This window comes from Streptomyces sp. NPDC090445, from assembly GCF_044769385.1.
Taxonomy (GTDB): domain Bacteria; phylum Actinomycetota; class Actinomycetes; order Streptomycetales; family Streptomycetaceae; genus Streptomyces.
This window is the reverse complement of the sequence record NZ_JBIVXV010000006.1, coordinates 236570-257189: the sequence shown is the minus strand read 5'-3', so window position 1 is coordinate 257189 and position 20620 is coordinate 236570. Positions and strand designations below refer to the sequence as shown.

Genomic DNA, 20620 nt, shown 5'->3' with positions numbered 1-20620 from the left:
CCAGGAGGCCGTACCCATGAGCCACGCCCCGATGCCCTACCCGGGAGCCGCTGCCGGTGCCGGTGCCGGTGTGCCCGCGGGCGCCGACCCCGACGTCGACACCGGCACCGACACCGAAACGGTCCCGGACACCGGCCCCGGTGCCGCGCTGCCGCAGGACCACACCCAGGCCATCCTGGAGGCGACCAAACGCGTCGCCGCCCTGCTCAAGGCCACGGGCAGGCCCTTCGCCCTGGCCGGCAGCGTGGCCGCGTTCGCCCACGGCGCCCCGGCCCGCTTCCAGCACGACACCGACTTCTGCCTGCGCCGCGAGGACGCCCCGGAGGTCATGGCCGCCCTGGAGGAGGGCGGCGTCCGGCTCCGCGAACCCTCCGAGGACTGGCTGGTCAAGGGGCGCTCCGACGGCGAGGAGATCGACCTGATCTTCGAGCTGGCCCGCCGCCCGGTCGGCAGCGACCTGCTCGCCCGCGCCGAGGTCCGCTCCGTGGACTCGGTGTACATGCCGGTCCTCGCCCCCACCGACCTCATGGACAGCCTGCTCGCCGCCCTCACCGAGCACTACTGCGACTTCGGCGCCCTGCTGCCCACCGCCCGCGTCCTGCGCGAGCGGATCGACTGGGACCGGCTCGACCGCGCCCACCGGTCCGACCCCCTCCCCGACGCGTTCCTGTACCTCCTCGAACGGCTCGACGTCATCGGCCCGCGCGAGCACGACCGTCGTCGGCCGGACCCGGCCGGGAAGGAAACGCAGCCATGACCGCCCCCCACCCGGACGCCGTCACCTACCGGGTCGAGCACCTGCGCGAGCGGCTCGCCCGCGACGACGTCGCCGAACTCGGCGTACGGATCGACCTGAACGGCGGGATCCCCGTCCTGTCGGGCACCGTCACCACCCCCGACTGCCGGGCCGCGGTGCTGCGCGCCGCCGCCGAGGAACTGGCCGGGCTGCCGTGGCGGCACGACGTACGCGTCGTCAGTACGCAGCCGCCGTCGCAGGAGCAGGAGGAAGACCTGCCATGACCCGCGTCGCCGCCGTCGGGGACATCCACCTCGCTCCGGGGAGCGAGGGCCTGCTGAGGCCCGCCTTCGACACCCTCGGCGGCGCCGCCGACGTGCTGCTCCTCGCCGGCGACCTCACCCGGCACGGCACCCCCGAGGAGGCAGCGGTGGTGGCCGGGGAGGTGCGGGGGCTGCCCGTGCCCGTGGTGGCCGTGCTCGGGAACCACGACTACCAGAGCGACCGCCAGGACGAGGTCGCGGACGTCCTCCGCGAAGCCGGCGCAACGGTCCTGGAGGGCACGTTCGTACGCATCGACGTCGACGGCGACGGCGGCCGGGACGGCGGCGGTGACGGCGCCCCGGTCGCCGTCGGCATCGCCGGCACCAAGGGCTTCTGCGGCGGCTTCGCCGGGCGCTGCGCCGGGGACTTCGGCGAACCCGAGATGAAGGCCCTCGTCCGGGCCTCCCGGGAGTCCGCGGAGGGCCTGCGACGGGCCCTCGACGGCCTGGCGGACACGGGGTGCGCCGTGCGGATCGCCCTCACCCACTTCGCCCCCGTACCGGACACGCTGGCCGGGGAGCCGCTGGAGATCTTCCCCTTCCTCGGCAGCTACCTGCTGGCCGAGGCGATCGACGCGGCGGGCGCGGACCTCGCCGTGCACGGACATGCCCACCACGGCACGGAGCACGGGATGACGGCGGGCGGAATCCGGGTCCGCAACGTCGCCATGCCCGTCATCGGCCGTGCCTTCGCCGTCTACCACCTCGCCCCGTAGGGGGCGCGGGGAACTGTGCGAACGGCCCCCACCGGCCCGCGGTTTCACGACCGGACTTCCGGCGGAGCACTTAGGGTGGGGCCGTGGCAGAGGCGAACGGGGCATTGATAGGCGGCCGGTACCAACTCCTCGACCTCATCGGCCAGGGCGGCATGGGCCGGGTGTGGCGGGGGAGGGACGAGACGCTCGGGCGGGAGGTGGCGGTCAAGCAGGTCCTGCTTCCGCAGGGCATCGGCGACGAGCAGCGGACGGTCCTGCTGCAGCGGGTGCTGCGCGAGGCGCGGGCCGCCGCACGGCTCAACCACCCGGGGATCATCACGGTCCACGACGTGGTCGAGCACGAGGGGACGCCCGCCATCGTCATGGAGTACGTGACCGGCACGTCCCTCGCCGCCGCCGTGGCGCGGGAGGGCGGGCTGCCGGTGCGGCGGGTCGCGGAGATCGGCGCCCTGATGCTGAAGGCGCTCGCGCGGGCGCACGCCGCCGGCACCGTCCACCGCGATCTCAAGCCGGACAACGTCCTGTTGATGGACGACCGGGTCATCATCACGGACTTCGGCATCGCCCACGTCTCCGACGCCACGATGACGCTCACCCACACCGGCACCATCATCGGGACCCCCGCCTACATCGCCCCCGAGCAGTTGGAGGGCGAGCCCCCGACGCCCGCCACCGACCTGTGGTCCCTGGGCGCCACCCTGTACAGCGCGGTGGAGGGCCGACCGCCGTTCTCCGCCGACACCTTCTCCGCGCTGTGCGTCGCGATCGTCACGCAGGAGCCGCCCGCGCCGGAGCGGGCGGGCGCGCTGGGGCCCGTACTGGCGGGCCTGCTGACGAAGGATCCGGACCGGCGGAGCACGGCGGAGCAGGCGCTGGCCGCCCTGGAGGCGGTGGCCCGGGACGAGGGGACCGCGGCACAGGCCGCTCCGCCGCGGCCGGCGGCGACCACGGTGGAGGACGCGCCGCCCTCCGGCCGGGGCGCGGGCGTGCACCCCCGCCGGGAGCCCGACGCCGTCCCGCACGCGCCGGCCGAGGCCGCCGCACCCGGGAACGGGCCCGCGCCCGGGAACGGGACCGCGCCCGGGAACGGGCCGTACCCGGTGGGGTCCCGGCTGCTCCGCGGCGGGGCCTGTTTCGCGCTGGTCTGGGCGAACACGTACGTCTGGTACGCCCTCCTCGGATGGCACGGCCGCTGGGCGGTGGGCCCCATCCTCGTCACGGCCGCGGTGCTGGCCGCCGTGAACGGGACCCTGGCACCCCGGCGCGGGCCCCTCGGGGCGTGGCTGATGTTCGCCGGGGCCGACCTCGCGGTGTCCTTCGTGGCGGCCACCGCCATCTGGCCCGCCCTGCACTGGGGCTGGGCCCCGGTGCTGCTGAACGTGATCGTCGTGGCCACCGCCGCCTGGGCGCTGTGGCGCCGGTTCCCGGGCCGCCGGTCCGCCCACCACCCGCCGGAACCGGCCCCGACCCACGGCTGACCCGCCCCGCCCCCTCCTCGGCCCGCCGGTTTCGGCAGGCGGGAGGCCGAGTCCGGCTGCGGGGCTCGGGGCGCGCGACGGCCACGTCATCCGCGTCCGCGTCCTCGTCAGCGCCCTCGTCGAAGCGAGAGCAGAGGTGCGTGCCTGAGGGGGTGCCTCTCCGGTGCGGCTATGCGCGGTGGTGCAGGGGGTCCGGGGCCGGGACGGCGACCAGGCGGGACACGGCGTCGACCACGGCCGCGCGGTGGGCGGTTCGGCGGCCCTCGGCCGCCGCGGAGCCGTCGGCGGTCGTGAACCAGGCCTGGGCCAGGGCCAGGGCCAGGGTGAGGACGTCGGCCGGGTCGTGGGACGGGTCGACGTGGCCCCCCTGTTGTGCCGCGGCGAGCGCGGCGAGCTTGCGCGCGTACGCTTCGGCCTCCGGGGCGCTGGCCTCCGGCCGCTCCAGCCGCCTCCACGTCACCAGCCGCATGAGCCGCGGGTCAGCGGTGAGGTGGTCGAAGATCGCTCCGGCGTAGCCGGGGAGGTTCTCGGCGTCGAAGGGGACGGATTCCGCGCCCTGCTCCAGGGCCTGCCGGATGACCTGGTCGAAGAGCTGCTCTTTGTTGCCGTAGTAGACGTAGATCATCCGCTTGTTCGCGCCGGCCGTGTCGGCGATCCGGTCGACCCGGGCGCCGGCGATACCGTACTCGGCGAACTCGTCGAAGGCCGCCGCGAGGATGCGGGCCTTCGTTGCGCTGGAGTCACGTGCCATGCGGCCCAGGCTAGCAAGTAACTATCTGGTTATTGACAAGCGGAGGCAGGGTCGTGCACGGTGTATGTAACTGGTTAGTTATTTCATCGGGAACGGAGAACACCATGGAAACGCGCGCACTCGGTACCCAGGGCCTGCAGGTCGGCGCCGAAGGCCTCGGCTGCATGGGCATGAGCGCCTTCTACGGGGCCACGGACGAGGCCGAATCGCTGGCCACCATCCACCGGGCCCTGGAACTCGGGATCACCATGCTCGACACCGCCGAGGGCTACGGCCCCTTCCGCAACGAGCAGCTGATCGCGAAGGCCCTGTCGGGCCGCAGCCGGGACCGGGTCGTCATCGCGACCAAGACCGGCATCGAGTTCGACGACGACGGCAACCGGTTCGGCCACAACGGGCACCGCGCCTACATCCACCACGCCGCCGACCGCTCGCTGCGCCACCTCGGCACGGACCACATCGACCTGTACTACCTGCACCGCGTCGACCCGGACGTCCCCATCGAGGAGAGCATCGGCGCCATGGCGGAGCTGGTCACCGCCGGCAAGGTCCGCTACCTCGGTGTCAGCGAGGCCTCGGCGGCCACGATCCGCCGCGCGCACGCCGTCCACCCCCTCACCGCCGTCCAGACCGAGTACTCCCTCTTCGAGCGCGGCCTGGAGGCCAACGGCGTCCGGGACACCCTCGACGAGCTGGGCATCGGCCTCGTCGCCTACTCCCCGCTCGGCCGCGGGTTCCTCTCGGGCGCGATCAAGAGCCCGGACGACTTCGCCGAGGACGACTTCCGCCGGACCGACCCGCGCTTCCAGGGCGAGAACTTCGCCCGCAACCTCGCCGTCGTCGACGCCGTGCGGCGCCTGGCCGACGCCAAGTCGGTCACGCCCTCGCAGCTCGCCCTGGCGTGGGTGCTGCGGCAGGGCGCGGTGCCGATCCCCGGCACGAAGCGGCGCAGCTACCTGGAGGAGAACGTCGCGGCCACGGACATCGTGATCACGGACGAGGACATCGCCGCGATCGAGGCCGTCGCTCCCCGCGGCGTCGCCTCCGGCGACCGCTACGCCCCGGAGTTCATGCGCACCATCGACATCTGAGCACCGCCCGCCGGCCGCGCCGCGCGCCCCTCACCCGTCCGCGAGGAGGGCGAGGGACGCGCGCCGGGGAGCGCCGTGAGGGCCCTGGTCGCGGCGGCGTTGGTGCGGCCGGGGACCAGGGTGTGGCGGCGCCGCCGGTGGAGCTCCCGGACGGCGGCGGCGGCCACCGCCTCCGGGTCCCGACCGGCGCGGCCGGGGTGTCCGCATGGAGGTCGGGCCGGGTCGCCGTCGGCCCGGGGCACACGGCCGGCACGTGGATCCCGCGCGGCCGTTGCTCGAACCACAGTGCCTGCGAGAACGCGTGCACGAAGGCCTTGGTGGCGCCGTACACGGCCTGGCCCGGCCGCGGGCTGAACGCGGGCGTCGAGGCGACGTTGACGAGGGCCGCCCCGGGGCGGGCGACGGCGAGGAAGGCGTGCGCGAGGCCGACGAGCGCCTCGCAGTTGAGGTGCAGCACGGGCAGCGTCTCGTCGAGGGCGTCCCGGCGAACGGGCCGGGGCGGGACCGGCCCGCATTGTTGACGAGCAGGTCGTAGGGGGTGGCGGCGGCCGCGGGGACCGCGGCCGCCACGCTGCGTACGCCCTCCGGGTCGGCCAGGTCGGCCAGGAGGTGGTCGTGCCCCTCGCCCGGTTCCGCGGTGAGGGCCTCCAGGCGGTCCGCGCCGCGCGCGACTGCGGTGACGGCGTAGCCCTCGGCGGCCAGGGCGAGGGCGAAGGCCCGCCCGACGCCTTCCGTCGCGCCGGCGACCGGCGCGCGCCTCACCGCTCCGCCTTCGGGGCCGTGGCGGGGGAGTAGAGGAAGGGGAAGCGCTCCATCACGCTCTGCCGCTCGGTGTTGTGGAAGGCTGCGATCCGCCAGACCCCGTCGGTGTCGCGGACCAGCGTGTACGTCTGCACCTTGGTCAGCTCCTTGAGTGCCGGCTTGCTGCCCTTGTGGTCGTCACCGCGGCCGGTGAGCACGACGACGTCCTTGCCGAGGAAGCGCATGTCGAGACCCGGCCCCCGCCGACACCTGGCGGCCGGACCGCCCCGGGTCGCGTACCGGGTGATGCCGGCCGGCGAGATCCCGGCCGGCGTGGACGGCAGGCCGTCGGAGGCGGTGGCGGGGAGGGACCCGGCCGCTGGTCGGCCCGCCTGCACACGGATCCCCGGCATGGATCCCGGGCGTGGGTCCCGGGCGTGGTCCCGGCACGGCGTTGGTGCACGCGATCGCACCCACGCGATCGCACCCGCGGATCCCGCGCATAAATGCCGTGCCCCGCGCCCGCAATGTTCTCTACACTCGCAACGCGCGCCACCACCGCAACGCGGAACGGCCGGCAACGCGGCGCGCACACCAACGAGTTGGCGTCCGGCCCCGTGCGGCCACCGCCGCCCGGCAGACAGCGAGCAGAGAAGGGGAACAGGTCATGTGCCGTCAGCGCACCGTCGTCGCCTTCGTTCCCCGTTCCCGGTACGACGTGATCCCGGTGTCCCGGATCGTGCGGTGCCCGCTGCGCGGCCGGCACCGCACCGTCTGACCGTGACGCACGCGCGGATCCGCCGGGTCCACTGAACCCGGCGGAGCCCGCCGAGCCCACCGGATCCGCCCCGACGGGCCGATCCGTGGCTCCCGAGCCCACTCGTTTCCGAGTCCCCTGACGTTCCCGGGCCTCCGGTTTCCCGAGCCCGCGAACCTCTGGGACTCCGGACTCCGGGCCCTCGGACTCCGGGCCCTCGGGCTTCGGGATCTCGGGCTTCGGGCCCTCGGGCTCCGGCCGTACCGAGCTCCCGCGTGCTCGTGCGCCGCTCCGCTCAGCCCCGGGCAACCCCCGTTCCCCTGCATGTCCTTGCCGCTGCCGGCCTCGCCGCGGTGCGCACGGCCATGCCCGGAGACGGCCCGACCTCCGGAGTCCGGAGCGCGCCGCGCTGCGGGAGAGGTGTCGCCCGCGGCCCCTCTGTGCGTCCGGCAATCGCGCAGCCCACTCACTCACTCTTCGCACCCGAAAGGCCCGGGCCATGCGCACCAGCCGGCACACCACTACCCCCACCACCACCTCTGCCCCCGCCCTCACCACCACCCGCAACCTCGGCATCCTCGCCCACGTCGACGCCGGCAAGACGACGGTGACCGAGCGCATCCTGTTCGCCGCCGGCGCCGTCCACAAGCGCGGCGAGGTCCACGACGGCACCACCGTCACCGACTACGACGCACAGGAGCGCGACCGCGGCATCACCATCTTCGCCGCCGCCGTCAGCTGCGCCTGGGACGGCCACCGGATCAACCTGATCGACACCCCCGGCCACGTCGACTTCGCCGACGAGGTCGAGCGGTCCCTGCGCGTCCTGGACGGTGCGGTCGCCGTCTTCGACGCCGTCGCCGGCGTGGAACCGCAGAGCGAGTCGGTGTGGCGGCAGGCGGACCGGTACGGCGTCCCGCGAATCGCGTTCGTCAACAAGCTGGACCGGGCGGGCGCCGACCTGGACACGGCCGTCGCCTCCCTGCGCGACCGGCTCGGCACCGTACCGCTCGTCGCCCAGCTGCCGATCGGCCGCGAGGACGGCTTCACCGGCCTCGTCGACCTGGTCCGCATGCGCGCCCTGACCTGGCCCGCGGACTGCGACACGTACGAGACCACCGACGTCCGCGACCCGGACGCGGTGGGCGGCGCCGGCCTGCGCGCGGAAGCGGAACGGCGCCGCCGCCTGCTGGAGGAGACGGCCGCCGAGCTGCATCCCGCCGCGCTGGACGAGTTCTGCACCACCGGCGCGCTGTCCGACGACACCCTCGCGCTCGCCCTGCGCGAGGTGACCCTCGACGGTTCGGGCACGGTCGTCCTGTGCGGTTCCGCCTACCGCAACCGGGGCGTCGAGCCGCTCCTGGACGCCGTCGTGGCCTACCTCCCCTCGCCCGCCGACCTGCCCCCCGTACGGGGCCTCGGGCCGGACGGCGGCGAGCAGGAACGCCTGCCCGACCCCGCCGGACCGGTGGCCGCACTCGCCTTCAAGGTGGCGGTGACCGCGACCGGCCGCCTCACCTACCTGCGCGTCTACTCCGGAACCCTGCGGAAGGGGGACACCGTGCTCGACACCGGCACCGGCCGGACCGAACGCGTCGCCCGCATCCTGCGCGTGCAGGCCGACCGGCACTTCGAGCTGGACGAGGCCCGGGCCGGCGAGATCGTCGCCGCGGTCGGCCTGAAGACGGCCCGGGCCGGCACCACGCTGTGCGCACCGCAGGCGCCGCTGCTGCTGGAACCGCCCACCGTGGCGGACCCGGTGGTGTCGGTGGCGGTCGAGGCACGCCGCAGCGCCGACACCGGGCGGCTGGCGACCGCGCTGGCCCGGCTGGCCGAGGAGGACCCCTCGCTCGTGGTGCGCAGCGACCCCGAGACCGGGCAGACCGTGCTGTCGGGCATGGGCGAACTCCACCTGGAGGTCGCGGTGGAGAAGATCCGCCGCGACCACGGGCTGGAACTCGCCGTGGGCCGGCCGCAGGTCTCGTACCGGGAGACGGTGGTGCGCGGGGTGTCCGGCCTGGTCCACCGGCACGTCAAACAGGACGGCGGGGCCGGCCAGTTCGCCCACATCGTCATCGACGTCGAGCCGCTGGAGGCGGCGGAGGGGGCGGAGGGGGCGGAGGGGGCGGAGGGGGCCGAGCAGCACGAGCAGGCGTTCGTGTTCCGCTCGACGGTCGTCGGCGGACGCGTCCCGCAGGAGTTCGTACGCGCCGTGGAGGCGGGCTGCCGGGACGCGCTCGCCGACGGGCCGCTGGGCGGCCACCCGGTGACCGGGCTGCGTGTCACGCTCACCGACGGGGCGACGCACTCCAAGGACTCCTCGGAGCTGGCGTTCCGCACGGCGGGCAGGGCCGCGCTGCGTGCTGCCCTGCGGGCGAGCGCCATGGCGTTGCTGGAGCCGGTCGTCGAGGTCGTGGTCACCGTCCCCGACGACGCGGTCGGGGCCGTGCTCGGCGACCTCGCGGCCCGCCGCGGCCGGGTCACCGGCTCCGCAGCCCGGTCCGGTACCACGGCGGTCACCGCGGTGGTGCCGCTGGCCGAACTGTTCGGGTACGCGTCCCGGCTGCGCGGCCGCACCCAGGGCCGCGGTACGTTCACGACCCGCCCGGCGGGCCTGTCCCCGGTCCCGGAGTCGGTGGCCGCGGCAGTCCTGGCCCCCTGACCCCGGCCCCGACCGCAACCGGGTCCTGCACACCTCCGGGTCCTTTGCGCGCCGGTTCCCGGGGCGCCTGCCGCTTCCGGGCCCGGAGCCGTCCGGGAATCCCGGGCCGGGGAGCCACGCCCGGCCCGGGGCGGGCCGGTCGGGCTCGGCCGTGTACCGGGTCCCGCCGGAGCGGCGACCTCCCGGGCCGGGACCTCCCGGGCCGGGTGTCGGACCCGGGCCCCGGCCGGGTGTCGGACCCAGGTCCCGGCCGGGTGCCGGACCCAGGTCCCGGTCCGGGCCACGGACCTCAGGCCCCGGCTGCCGCCGGTCCGTCCAGGGGTGCCTGGAGCTCGGTCACCCAGTCGTCACGGTTCTCCGGGCACTCCAGGTTGACCTCCCGCGGGTAGCCGCCGGACCGGTGTCCGTAGCCGTCGATCCAGCGGGCCAGGGTCTGGGCCGTCGGCAGGACCGTGTCCATGGAGCCGCGGTGCACGATCGTCGCGGCCTGCTCGATCGGCGGCAGGTCGAGCACGCGCAGGACCCCGTGCCCCTCCCCGCCCCGGAGCGGGGCCGACACCTGGACGGCGGCGTGGACGACGATCGCCCCGCCGCCCTCCGGGGCGTCCTCGTAGGAGGCGACGCCCGGGCCGGACGGGCTGATGCCCGCCTCCTCCAGGCGGCGGAACAGTTCCCCGTACAGCGGGCCGATGACCGGGGAGATGTCCTCCGGGGCGAAGCTCGCCGCGGTTGCGGTCAGCTCGGCCACCCGTACGGCCGGGATGCTCTTGACGACCACGTCGTCGGTGGGCATGTGTCCCTCGCTCTCGATCGACCGGAGCCTCGCCTCGACCTGGACCAGCCGGGCCGCCGCGGCCGCGACGGCCGCCTCCAGCTCGGCCTGCCGGAGCCGCAGCATGCCGCGCAGGTCCTCGACGCCGATGCGCTCGTCCACGATGTCCTGCACCTGCTGCAGGGTGAAACCGAGGTCCTTCAGCGCGATGACCCGGTTGAGGCGGGCCAGCTGCGCGGCGGTGTAGTGGCGGTAGCCGGTGGCGGGGTCGACACGGGCCGGACGCAGCAGTCCGATGGCGTCGTAGTGGCGCAGCATCCGGACCGAGACGCGGCCGTGCCGGGCGAAGTCTCCGATGGTGAACATGATGTCTCCGAGTGGACCGCCTGACACGGTGTGAGGGTCAAGCCCATGATCGCTCCCGGCCGGACGGCTGCTTCGCCCGGCCCCGCACGCCGGCGGGGACACGGGGCGGGCGGCCGTTCCCGGGATGGGGAACGGCCGCCCGCAGGTGAGGCGGGGGACGGTGGTCAGTCGTCCACGTCGGCGCAGACGGCCCTCCCTTCGACGGACACGGAGTTCGCGTTGGCGTTCTGACCCACGATGCGCCACCGATCATGGACGGGACCGGGGTAGGGCGTGCTCTGGGTGATCGTGACGCCCGAGACCGCGCGGTAACCGCCTCCGGTCACCTGCTTTCCTGCCGGGCATTCCACATCGAAGACGAAGCTGTCGCCTGCCAGGACGTTCATGGTTTCGATCACAACCTCGTAGTCCGTGAATCCGGTGGTGCCGGGGGCAGGGGGGTTCTGCGTCTGCGTCTGCTGCGCGCTCTGGGTGCAGTGCAGGTTCCCGGCGGCCGTGTTGCCGTTTCCGTTCTGCTGCTGGATCGGCAGGCACACCAGGCTGACACCGGAGAGGAGGTCCGTGACGGGCGACAGGAGTGAGTCGTTGTCCGCGCGGGCACTGCCGGCGCCGAGGGCAATGACGGCGGCCGCCGCGGTGAGGGTCGCGGTCAATCGGCGGATCTTCTTCACGGGAAAACTCCTCGCGTAATCATCAGATTGGTCCGGCGATGATTTGTGTGTTCGAATTCGGAATTCTGCATTCGGAATTCGGTGTGGCGGGGCTGTGAACGTATCCGAACCGGAAACGGGAAATAAAGGTGACATGCCGGTCTCTCGGACGCGTTACCGCGGTCGGGAGGTGCCGTCGGCGCGGGGGTACGTGATGCTGGTGGCATGGGCCGTGTCGGCGCCTCCCTCACCGCAGTGCGGACCGCACCCGGCTTCGCGGTCGCCGCCCGCCGCGCCGCGCGGGTCACCCTGGCCGCCGGCGCCGCGTTCTACCTGTTCCTCTACGGCTTCGGGGACACCGTCGCCGCCACCTATGCCCTGTTCGGCGCCGTGTCCCTGGCGGGCCTCTCCCGGATCCCCGGCACCGGCCGGCAGCGCGCCGCGGTCGTCGTGCGCCTGCTGCCCGCCTCCTGGCTGCTGATCACCGCCGGCACGTTCCTGGCCGTACGGACCTGGAGCGCGGTCGCCGGCATGCTGGTCATCGGCTTCGCCCTGGCCTTCATCGCCGTCGGCGGGCCGCGCCCGGCCGGGGCGGCGCCCGGCCTGCAGCTGCTGTACATCCTGCCGTCCTTCCCGCCGTACGCCCCCGACACGCTCGGCCAGCGGCTCGTCGGCGCCACGGTCGGGATCCTGCTGCTGGTGGCCGCCGAGGCGTTCCTCTTCCCGGAGCCGCCGACCGTCCCGTACCGGGAGCTCGCCGCCCGCGCCCTGGACACCGCGGAACACTGCGCGGGCCGGCTCGCCGTGCTCCCCTACCGGCTGACCGACCAGGACCTGGGCGCCGCGCAGGAGGCCACGGCCCGGCTGCGGCCGATGACCGTGCCGGAAGCGGACCGTCCGGCCGGGCCGAGCGTCCGTGACCGTGCCCTCGCGCACACCGGCCTGGCCACCCGTACGCTGCTGAGCCGGCTCGCACGGCTCCCCGCCGGACCGGCCGCCGCCGGGGACCGGACGGGCGCGGAGGTCCTGGGCGCGGTACGGCGCACGGCGGCGCAGGCCGCAGCCCGGCTGCGCGGCGTACCCCCCGTGGCGGACGCGGTGGACGCCCGCGACGGCCTCCTCCGGGCCCGCGCGGCGCTGGTCGCGGCGCGCGACGAGCCGTCAGGGGCGCCCGCACGGCTGCGGCGGCACGCCGCCGTCCTGGAGGTGGCGGACGCCGCGCTCGCCGTGGCCACCGCCGCCGACCTCGCCCTGCGGGGGCGGGCCGCCGCGGCGGGAGTCCCGACGACGCGGTTCTGGTACGCGCGGATGCGGGCCCCGCGGCTGTGGTGGATCCGGCTGTGGGGGTACACCGGGAGCCGGTCGGTGTTCTTCCAGAACGCGGTGCGGATCAGCCTCGCGCTGGCCGCGGCCCGTGCCGTCGCCGGACTGGACACGCTCCCGCACGGCTTCTGGGCCACGCTCGCGACCCTGACGCTGACCCGGACGACCGTACGCGAGACCGGTACGACGATCCGCGCGGCCCTGACCGGCACCCTGATCGGCGCCCTCGTGACCGGCTGCCTGCTGGCCCTGGTCGACACCCACACCACCGTGTACGCGGCCGCCCTGCTGCCGGTCATGCTGCTGACCTTCACGCTCGGGCCGGTCAAGGGGGTGGGGTGGGCGCAGGCGCTGTTCACCCTGACGGTGGCCCTGGTGTTCGCGCAGCTGGCGCCCGCGAGCTGGCAGCTGGCGGAGCTCCGGCTGCTCGACGTGCTGATCGGCAGCACGATCGGTGCGGTGTTCGGGCTGCTGGCGTGGCCCCGCGGAGCCCATGAGGAGCTCCAGCGGTCCGGGGCGGTGCTCCTGCGGGGTGCGGCGGAGGTCGTGGTCGCCACGACCGCGTCGATCGCGGCGGGCGGAGCGCGGGAGGCGATGCCCGCCGTGCCGGGGCGCCGCTCGCTCCGGCACGCGCTGTACCTGGCGGAGTCGGCGTACGCCCAGTTCCAGAGCGAGCCGGCGACCCCGCCCGAACGGCACGCTGGGGCCGCCGGGGCCGCTGGGCCCGCCAGCGTGGCTGCGCCGGGCGCTGCGCATGGGGCGGCCGGGCCCGGAGGGGACGCGCAGAAGCCGCCGGGGCCGCCGGGGCCGCCGGGGCCGCCGGGGCCGCCGGGGCCGCCGGGGCCGCCGGGGCTGGCTGAGCTGCTGGAGCCCGACTGGCAGGCCACGCTGATGGCCGGACACCACACCCAGTGGGGGGCGGACCGCCTTCTGGAGCCGCCCGAACCGCTGCGGCCCGGGCCCGTCGTCCTGCCGATGCTGGGGCGCGAGGCGGCAGCATCGGTGACGCGCCTGGGGGACCGGGTGGCGGGGCGGATGCTCCTCGTGTCGGGGTCCCTCGACCGGGGCAGCGACACGCCGTCGGCACCGGTGCCGCTGCGTGATCCGGCGTTCGACGACTTCGAGGCGGAACCGGACGACGCCCCCTGGCTGTACTACGCGACGGTGTTCTGGCTGGACTCGCTGATGACCGACCTGGAGCGGATCACCGGCACGGCCCGGTCCTGACCCCGCCGCACGCGGCCCGCCCGTGGGGTGCGCGGGCCGTGCCGAGGGCGGTGTTCCGCCGCGTGGTGCAGTGCGTGGGCATCGCTGCGTGGGTCCGGTACAGGACACACGGGCGAAGCGGCCCTTCGGGCACGCTCGGGTCCTCGAAGTCGTCGGCCGGGTCGCGGGTCATGCCGATCCGGCGCATCACCGCCCGGGAACGAAGGTTGCCGACGGTCGTCGACGCCACCACTTCCGGCAGTCCGAGGGCCTCGAAGCCGAACGCCAGGCAGGCCCGGGCGGCCTCGGTGGCGTAGCCGTGCCCCCACGCCGAACGTGTCAGGCGCCAGCCGATGTCCACCCCCGTGAACGGCATGTCGCCGTCCACCTCGTCCAAGCCGGCACGGCCGATGAACGCGCCGGTCTCCCGTGCTTCGAGCGCCCACCACCCAAAGCCTCGCGCGTCGTGCTCGGCCTGCATGAGTGCCACGGCGGCGTCGCTCTGCTCCCGTGTCAGCAGTTCTCCCAGGTGTTCCCGGACCTCGGGATCGGCGTTCATGGCCGCCCACGGTTCCAGGTCGGATTCCCGCCACCGGCGGAGCAGAAGACGATCGGTTCGCAGTTCTGGCATGCCGCTCAGCCAACCCGAACCGGATCAGGGTGTCGACCGGATAGGTCGAGCCCTGCGGTGCCGGTCCCTGCCGCCGCAGGCGGCAGCGGCGCGGAAGCCGTTCGGCCGCCTCCGCCCGGCAGGGGATCAGCGCTGGTCCGCGGACCGCACCGCGTGGCGTTCCGCCACCGCCGCCGCCGTGTCCGCGATCAGGGCGCGGAGCTCCGGCGGGCCCAGTACCTCGATGTCGGTGCCCAGGGCGAGGTACGCGGCGACGGCGTGTTCCGGCGACTCGACGGGCAGCACGGCCCGGGTCCAGCCCTCCCGTTCCGGATCGGGGCCGCCCCCGGCGGCCGCGGCCGCGGCGTCGTCGGCGTTCAGGCGGGTCACGCCGCGCGGGGAGAGCCGTACCTCGGCCTGCCCGCGGTACAGCCGGGCCCGGAAGTCCTCCTGGGCCCGCTCCCAGTGCGCGGCCAGGTCGAAGCCGGCAGGCGGCGCGCACTCCTCGTCGGTGACGGTGAGGCCGAGGATCTGGTCCACCCGGTACGTACGCGGGGGCTGCTCCGGATCCGCCGCGGCCGGAAGCGCGGCCGGCGCGGCCACCACGTACCAGCGGCCCGCCTTCAGCACCAGCCCGTACGGCCGCAACCGGCGTTCCACGTCGGTCGGTTCCTTCCAGCGGCGGTAGCGGACCTCCACCACCCGCCCCCGCCACACGGCGTCCGCGACGCGCGGCAGGAACGGCACCTCGGTGTTCCGCGCGTACCAGCCGGGCGCGTCGAGGTGGAAGCGGGACCGCATCCGGTCGGCCTGGGCCCGCAGTTCGGGCGGGAGCGCCGCCCGCAGTTTGAGCTGGGCCGCCGACAGCGCCCGCCCGAGGCCGAGTTCGGCGGCCGGACCGGGGATCCCGGTCAGGAACAGCGCCTCCGCCTCCGCGCTGCTGAGCCCGGTCAGCCGGGTCCGGTAGCCGTCGAGCAGCCGGTAGCCGCCGCGGTGCCCGGCATCTCCGTACAGCGGTATGCCCGCCGCGGCCAGCGCGTCCACGTCCCGGTACACCGTCCGCACGGACACCTCCAGCTCCCGCGCCAGTTCGGCGGCGGTCATCCGCTTCCGGGTCTGGAGCAGCAGCAGGATCGTCACGAGACGGCTCGACTTCACTGACACACGATGTCAGTGGACCGCTCCTACCGTCCAGCCATGGCTTTCGCAGAGAAGCACCTCACCGTCCGGCCCCCGATCGACGTCGCGGGCCGCCGGATCAAGCGCTACCACGTCACCGCCGACCCGGCGGGCATCGAACCGGAGGTGGAGGACGCCGCCCTCCGGTTCCTCCCGCAGCTGCTGCGCACGCTGCCCGAGCCCGACGGGACGCCTCCGGGCGGCTTCCTCGTCCTCCACAGGGGAGGGGACGACGGGGCCTACCTGAACGTCTACAGCTGGGTCTGGGACAACGTCCTGCACTTCGCGGGCGGCGCGGCCGGGCAGCCGGTCCTCGGCTGCCCCGACCGCGATCCGGCCCACTTCGTACGACTCGACCGCTCGCTGATCGGCTGCGTGTGGGAGCTGCCGCCGATCACGCACGAACGCGATGCCTGGGTCCGGCACATGCTCGCCGCCCCCGCCCCGGACCTGGACGGCTACCTCGCCGACGCCCTCCTGGACCCCACCACGGGTCCGGCCCGGCCCGGTACGCGGCCCGCGCGCGGGTGATCGGCGGCCCCCGCGGGCGGCGCACAGCGGTAGGCAGGCGCCCGGCGGCGGGGGAGTAGCAGGCGCCGGAGCACGGGCCGGCCCCGGCAGGCGGGACCACGCCGGGGCCGCAGGCCCATGCGGGTGGGACCGCGGCCGGGCCAGTGTGGGGGCATCACCACTCCCCCCGCACGTACAGGAGCACGACATGCCCGGGACCTTCCCGTCGGCGATCCCGGCCCTCGCCGACGACACCGATCTGCGGCGCCGCAACCGGGAAACCGTCAAGGCGTACATGAAAGCCCAGGGCCACGACCAGCTGCGCCGCCCCGCACTCTTCACCGAGGACGGCAGCGAAGGCCTGTGGACCACCGACACCGGCGAACCCCTCATCGCCCACGGGCGGCAGCGGCTCGCACGGCAGGCCGCCTGGATCGTCAGCCGCTTCCCCGACTGGCACTGGGACAACGTCCGCATCTTCGAGACGCAGGACCCCGACCACTTCTGGGTGGAGTGCGACGGCCGCGGCACGATCCTCTACCCCGGATACCCGGACGGCTACTACGAGGACCACTTCATCTTCTCCTTCCTGCTCGACCACGGGAAGATCCGCCAGGGCCGCGCCTTCACCAACCCGTACCGGCAACTGCGCGCCCTGGGCGTGGCGGTGCCCCTGATACGGCGGACGGGGGTGCCCCGATGACCCCCGCCCCCGCCCCGGCAGGCGCCGCCGGATGGGCCAGCGCCCGCACCGCACCCCAGCAGCCCGACTGGCCCGACCCCGCGCAGACCCGCCGGGTCCGCGCGGCGCTGGCCGCCCGCCACCCCCTGGTCAGCCCCGACGACCTCGGCGCCCTGCACACCCTGCTCGCCGAGGTCGCCGCCGGGCGCGCCCTGGTGGTGCAGGCCGGCGACTGCGCCGAGAACCCGGCCGAGTGCACCCCCGCGCACCTGGCCCGCAAGGCCGCCGTGCTGGAACTCCTGGCCGGCGCCCTGCACATGGGCGCGCAGAAGCCGGTGCTGCGGGTCGGCCGCATCGCGGGACAGTTCGCCAAGCCCCGCTCCAGCCCCGTCGAGCACATCGGGGACCGTGAACTCCCCTCCTACCGCGGCCACTTGGTCAACGCACCGGATCCCGATCCGGAAAGCCGCCGCCCCGACCCCCTGCGCATCCTGACCGGCTACCTCGCCGCCCGGGACGCCATGGAGTACCTGGGCTGGCTCGGGCGGCGCACCGGCCCCGCGTTCGGGCCGCCGCTGTGGACCAGCCACGAGGCGCTGCTCCTCGACTACGAGGTGCCCCTGCTGCGCCGCGACGACCCCGGGCGGCTGTACCTGTCCTCCACCCACTGGCCGTGGATCGGGAACCGGACCAACCACGCCGACGGCCACCACGTCGCCCTGCTCGCCTCCGTCACCAACCCCGTGGCCTGCAAGGTCGGCCCCGACACCACCCCCGAGCGGCTGCTCGGCCTGTGCCGGCGGCTGGACCCGCGGCGCCGCCCCGGCCGTCTCACCCTCATCGCCCGCATGGGCGCCGACCGGGTCGCCGGGCTGCTGCCGCCGCTGGTGAAGGCCGTCCGCGCGGCCGGGCATCCCGTCACCTGGTTGACGGACCCGATGCACGGCAACACACTGACCGCGCCCGACGGGAACAAGACCCGGATCGTGGAGAGCGTACGGCTGGAGGTCGTCCGCTTCCGCGAGGCCGTCGAGTCCGCGGGCGGGACCGCCGGCGGGCTGCACCTGGAAACCACCCCCGACGAGGTCACCGAGTGCGCCACGACCCGGTCCGACCTCGGTCGCGTCGGCGAGGCGTACACGAGCCTGTGCGACCCGCGCCTGACCCCGGAGCAGGCCCTGTCGGTCGTCTCGGCCTGGCACGGCTGACCGTCTGGCACGGCTGACCGTCTGGCACGGCTGACCGTCTGGCACGGCTGGCCATCTGGCACGGGTGGCCGGCCGGCCGGCTGACCTGATCGACCGACCGCCGCAGACCACCCCCATCACCCCCCATCACCCCCACCGGCCCTCCACCCCCACCGGCCACCGGAGCACCCCCATGACCGGCATCCCCGCCATCACGCCCTACCGCCTCCCCACCCCGCCCGAACTGCCCGCCAACACCGCCCGCTGGACACCGGACCGCCGCCGCGCCGTCCTCCTGGTCCACGACATGCAGCGGTACTTCCTCGCCCCCCTGCCCCCCGCCGTGCGCCACGCCCTGGTCGGCAACGCCGCCCGGCTGCGCGACCGGCTCGCCGCCGGCGCGGTGCCCGTCGCGTACACGGCCCAGCCCGGCGGCATGAGCGGGCCGGAACGCGGCCTGCTCGCCGACTTCTGGGGCCCCGGCATGCGTACGGCCCCCGAGGACCGCGCCATCGTCGCCGAACTGGCTCCCGACCGCGACGACTGGATGCTCACCAAGCGCCGCTACAGCGCCTTCTTCCGCTCCGGGCTGCTCGCGCGCATGCGGGGGCAGGGCCGCGACCAGCTGGTGCTGTGCGGGGTCTACGCCCACATCGGGGTACTGGCCACGGCCGTCGAGGCGTTCACCCACGACATCCGCGTCTTTCTCGTCGCGGACGCCGTCGCCGACTTCTCCCGCGCTCACCACGACTGCGCGCTGCGGTACGCCGCCGAACGCTGCGCCATGGTCGTCACCACCGAGGAGATCGCATCATGAACGACCTGCTGAGCCGCGTCCTGGCGGCGGCGGACCGGAACACCCCGTTCGCGCTGCTGCACCGCGCCGGCGCCGCGGACGGCACACCCGGTGCGGCCGCCGTGGACATCCTGACGGGCCCCGTGTCCACACCCCCGTCACTCGCCCGGATCCCGCTCCCCGAACCGCCGGCCGGCGCCGGAGGCAGCGCCGACGCGGGCCCCGAGGCGTTGGTCGTCATCCCGTACCGGCAGCTCACCGAGCGCGGCCTGGCCTGCGTCGACGACGGCGCCCCGCTCGTGGCGATGACCGTCACCGGCCGGCTCACCCTGCCCGCCGCCGAGGTACGGGACCGCCTGCCGCACGAGGCGCCCGCCCCGGCCGGCGGCCGCTTCGACCTCGACGACGCCGCCTACGCACGCACCGTACGCCGCATCGTCCGGGACGAGATCGGCACCGGCCAGGGCGCCAACTTCGTGCTCAAGCGCACCTTCACCGCCCACGCCCCCGCCCCGTACCACCCGCGCACCGCGCTCGCCTGGTTCCGCCGCCTGCTGGAACGCGAACACGGCGCCTACTGGACGTTCCTGATCCACACCGGCACCCACACCTTCCTCGGCGCCTCCCCGGAGCGCCACCTCAGCCTGTACGACGGCACCGCGGTCATGAACCCCATCAGCGGCACCTACCGCTACCCGCCCGACGGCCCCACTCTCCCCGGCGTCCTCGACTTCCTCGCCGACCCGAAGGAGGCCGACGAACTGTCGATGGTCGTGGACGAGGAGCTGAAGATGATGGCCCGCATCTGCCCCGCCGGCGGCGGCCGGATCACCGGCCCCCGCCTCAAGGAGATGGCCCGCCTCGCCCACACCGAGTACTTCATCGAGGGCCGCGCCGAAGGCGACGTCCGCGACATCCTCCGCGAGACCATGTTCGCGCCGACCGTCACGGGCGGACCGCTCGCCAGCGCCTGCCGCGTCATCGCCCGGTACGAGCCGCGCGGCCGCGGCTACTACAGCGGCGTCGCCGCCCTCATCGGCCGCGATGCCCGCGGCGGGCGCACCCTCGACTCCGCCATCCTCATCCGCACCGCCGACATCGACGCCACCGGCCGGATGGACGTCTCCGTCGGCGCCACCCTGGTACGCCACTGCGACCCGGACTCCGAGGCCGCCGAGACCCGCGCCAAGGCGGCCGGACTCCTCGACGCCCTGGGCGCCCGCACCACCGCCTCGTTCGCCGCCCACCCGCGCGTCCGCACCGCCCTGGCCCGCCGCAACGCCCACCTGGGCGCGTTCTGGCTGCACCCGGCGGAGCCGGCACAACCGCCGGAATCGCCAGAACGGCCGGCCCTAACGGACTCCGGGCGCGGCCGCACCGCCCTCTCCCGCCCGGGCTCCCGTACCCGCGTCGGCGCGCGCCCCGGGGCGGACCCCGTCCTGGCCGGCCGGACCGCCGTCGTCATCGACGCCGAGGACGCCTTCACCGCCATGATCGGCCACGAACTCGGCTCCCTCGGCCTGCTGGTGACCGTACGCGGCCACGACGAGGCCCACCGGCTCGACCGCCTCGACCGCCACGACCTGGTCGTCCTGGGACCGGGTCCCGGCGACCCCGCCGAGCGCGGCGACCCCCGGATGCGGAACCTGGCGGCCGCGGTCCGCACGCTGCTCCGCGCGCGCCGCCCCTTCGTCGCCGTCTGCCTGAGCCACCAGGTGCTCAGCCTCCGCCTCGGCCTGCACCTCGTCCGCCGGACCAGCCCCAACCAGGGCGTCCAGCGGGAGATCGACCTCTTCGGACAGCGCGAACACGTCGGCTTCTACAACACGTTCGCGGCGCACAGCGCACACGACCGGATCGAACCGGAAGGCGTCGGCGCCGTGGACGTCTGCCGCGACCCGGCCACCGGCGAGGTACACGCCCTGTACGGCCCCCACTTCGCCTCCCTCCAGTTCCACGCGGAGTCCGTGCTCACCCGCAACGGCCCCCGGATCCTCGCCCGCGCCGCCCACCAGGCCCTCGGCCTGCGCCCGGCCCCGCCGCGCCGCAGCGGCGGTCGGCCGGCGTCCTGACCGGGACCGAGA

General features: G+C 75.0%; 19 protein-coding genes and 1 pseudogene. 12 read left to right on the top strand and 8 right to left on the bottom strand.

What is annotated here, in order from left to right; genetic code table 11:
- Positions 1-16 precede the first annotated feature (16 nt).
- The 4 genes from ACIQUT_RS16260 to ACIQUT_RS16245 all read left to right on the top strand — a co-directional run bounded on the left by ACIQUT_RS16260 (position 17) and on the right by ACIQUT_RS16245 (position 3253).
- Entirely contained in the window at positions 17-757 is a 741-nt protein-coding gene (locus tag ACIQUT_RS16260; RefSeq protein WP_403563559.1) for a nucleotidyltransferase family protein, read from the top strand.
- Positions 754-1020 carry a hypothetical protein gene (locus ACIQUT_RS16255; protein WP_403563558.1) on the top strand — a complete coding sequence of 89 codons (267 nt, stop codon included), beginning with the start codon at positions 754-756 and terminating at the stop codon, positions 1018-1020. The genes ACIQUT_RS16260 and ACIQUT_RS16255 overlap by 4 nt, the downstream gene beginning before the upstream one ends.
- Positions 1017-1775: a metallophosphoesterase gene (locus tag ACIQUT_RS16250; RefSeq protein ID WP_403563557.1), complete on the top strand. Its 759-nt coding sequence runs from the start codon at positions 1017-1019 to the stop codon at positions 1773-1775. Before ACIQUT_RS16255 ends, ACIQUT_RS16250 begins: the two co-directional genes overlap by 4 nt.
- 83 nt (positions 1776-1858) lie before the next feature.
- Positions 1859-3253, top strand: coding sequence for a serine/threonine-protein kinase (locus ACIQUT_RS16245; RefSeq protein ID WP_403563556.1), 1395 nt, complete (start codon positions 1859-1861; stop codon positions 3251-3253).
- Positions 3254-3422: 169 nt separating this feature from the next.
- Here the strand turns inward: ACIQUT_RS16245 and ACIQUT_RS16240 are convergent, their stop codons facing one another.
- A complete protein-coding gene (locus ACIQUT_RS16240) occupies positions 3423-4004 on the bottom strand; it encodes a TetR/AcrR family transcriptional regulator (RefSeq protein WP_403563555.1) in 582 nt (193 codons plus the stop codon).
- A 104-nt stretch (positions 4005-4108) separates the two neighbouring features.
- Between ACIQUT_RS16240 and ACIQUT_RS16235 the strand changes: the two genes are divergently transcribed.
- Complete coding sequence (locus ACIQUT_RS16235; protein WP_403563554.1) at positions 4109-5095, top strand: aldo/keto reductase; 987 nt, start codon at positions 4109-4111, stop codon at positions 5093-5095.
- Here ACIQUT_RS16235 and ACIQUT_RS16230 read toward each other — a convergent pair.
- From ACIQUT_RS16230 to ACIQUT_RS16220, 3 genes and pseudogenes are all read right to left on the bottom strand, one after another.
- On the bottom strand, positions 5073-5558 hold the full coding sequence (locus ACIQUT_RS16230) for an SDR family NAD(P)-dependent oxidoreductase (protein WP_403563676.1): 486 nt from the start codon (positions 5556-5558) through the stop codon (positions 5073-5075). The genes ACIQUT_RS16235 and ACIQUT_RS16230 overlap by 23 nt on opposite strands.
- Positions 5559-5632: 74 nt before the next feature.
- A pseudogene (locus ACIQUT_RS16225) lies at positions 5633-5857 on the bottom strand (SDR family NAD(P)-dependent oxidoreductase); the annotation flags it as partial.
- Positions 5854-6249, bottom strand: coding sequence for a hypothetical protein (locus ACIQUT_RS16220; protein ID WP_403563553.1), 396 nt, complete (start codon positions 6247-6249; stop codon positions 5854-5856). The pseudogene ACIQUT_RS16225 and the gene ACIQUT_RS16220, both read right to left, overlap by 4 nt.
- 843 nt (positions 6250-7092) lie before the next feature.
- Here ACIQUT_RS16220 and fusA point away from each other — a divergent pair.
- Complete coding sequence (fusA, locus tag ACIQUT_RS16215) at positions 7093-9255, top strand: elongation factor G (protein WP_403563552.1); 2163 nt, start codon at positions 7093-7095, stop codon at positions 9253-9255.
- A gap of 289 nt (positions 9256-9544) precedes the next feature.
- On the opposite strand, the gene ACIQUT_RS16210 is transcribed toward fusA, so the two are convergent.
- Positions 9545-10393 (bottom strand): MerR family transcriptional regulator, encoded by an 849-nt coding sequence (locus ACIQUT_RS16210; protein WP_403563551.1) that lies wholly within the window; start codon positions 10391-10393, stop codon positions 9545-9547.
- A gap of 164 nt (positions 10394-10557) precedes the next feature.
- Entirely contained in the window at positions 10558-11064 is a 507-nt protein-coding gene (locus ACIQUT_RS16205; protein WP_403563550.1) for a hypothetical protein, read from the bottom strand.
- A 204-nt stretch (positions 11065-11268) separates the two neighbouring features.
- On the opposite strand from ACIQUT_RS16205, the gene ACIQUT_RS16200 reads away from it, so the two are divergent.
- Complete coding sequence (locus ACIQUT_RS16200) at positions 11269-13593, top strand: FUSC family protein (protein WP_403563549.1); 2325 nt, start codon at positions 11269-11271, stop codon at positions 13591-13593.
- On the opposite strand, the gene ACIQUT_RS16195 is transcribed toward ACIQUT_RS16200, so the two are convergent.
- Both ACIQUT_RS16195 and ACIQUT_RS16190 read right to left on the bottom strand, forming a co-directional pair.
- Positions 13571-14203, bottom strand: a complete 633-nt coding sequence (locus ACIQUT_RS16195; RefSeq protein WP_403563548.1) for a GNAT family N-acetyltransferase — start codon at positions 14201-14203, stop codon at positions 13571-13573. The genes ACIQUT_RS16200 and ACIQUT_RS16195 overlap by 23 nt on opposite strands.
- Before the next feature lie 126 nt (positions 14204-14329).
- Positions 14330-15340 carry a helix-turn-helix transcriptional regulator gene (locus ACIQUT_RS16190; protein ID WP_403563547.1) on the bottom strand — a complete coding sequence of 337 codons (1011 nt, stop codon included), beginning with the start codon at positions 15338-15340 and terminating at the stop codon, positions 14330-14332.
- A 39-nt stretch (positions 15341-15379) separates the two neighbouring features.
- On the opposite strand from ACIQUT_RS16190, the gene ACIQUT_RS16185 reads away from it, so the two are divergent.
- The 5 genes from ACIQUT_RS16185 to ACIQUT_RS16165 all read left to right on the top strand — a co-directional run bounded on the left by ACIQUT_RS16185 (position 15380) and on the right by ACIQUT_RS16165 (position 20608).
- Entirely contained in the window at positions 15380-15892 is a 513-nt protein-coding gene (locus ACIQUT_RS16185) for a hypothetical protein (RefSeq protein WP_403563546.1), read from the top strand.
- A gap of 187 nt (positions 15893-16079) precedes the next feature.
- Entirely contained in the window at positions 16080-16574 is a 495-nt protein-coding gene (locus ACIQUT_RS16180; protein WP_403563545.1) for a PhzA/PhzB family protein, read from the top strand.
- Positions 16571-17761 carry a 3-deoxy-7-phosphoheptulonate synthase gene (locus ACIQUT_RS16175; protein ID WP_403563544.1) on the top strand — a complete coding sequence of 397 codons (1191 nt, stop codon included), beginning with the start codon at positions 16571-16573 and terminating at the stop codon, positions 17759-17761. The genes ACIQUT_RS16180 and ACIQUT_RS16175 overlap by 4 nt, the downstream gene beginning before the upstream one ends.
- A 172-nt stretch (positions 17762-17933) precedes the next feature.
- Positions 17934-18557: an isochorismatase family protein gene (locus tag ACIQUT_RS16170; protein ID WP_403563543.1), complete on the top strand. Its 624-nt coding sequence runs from the start codon at positions 17934-17936 to the stop codon at positions 18555-18557.
- Positions 18554-20608, top strand: a complete 2055-nt coding sequence (locus ACIQUT_RS16165; RefSeq protein WP_403563542.1) for an anthranilate synthase family protein — start codon at positions 18554-18556, stop codon at positions 20606-20608. Before ACIQUT_RS16170 ends, ACIQUT_RS16165 begins: the two co-directional genes overlap by 4 nt.
- Positions 20609-20620 lie beyond the last annotated feature (12 nt).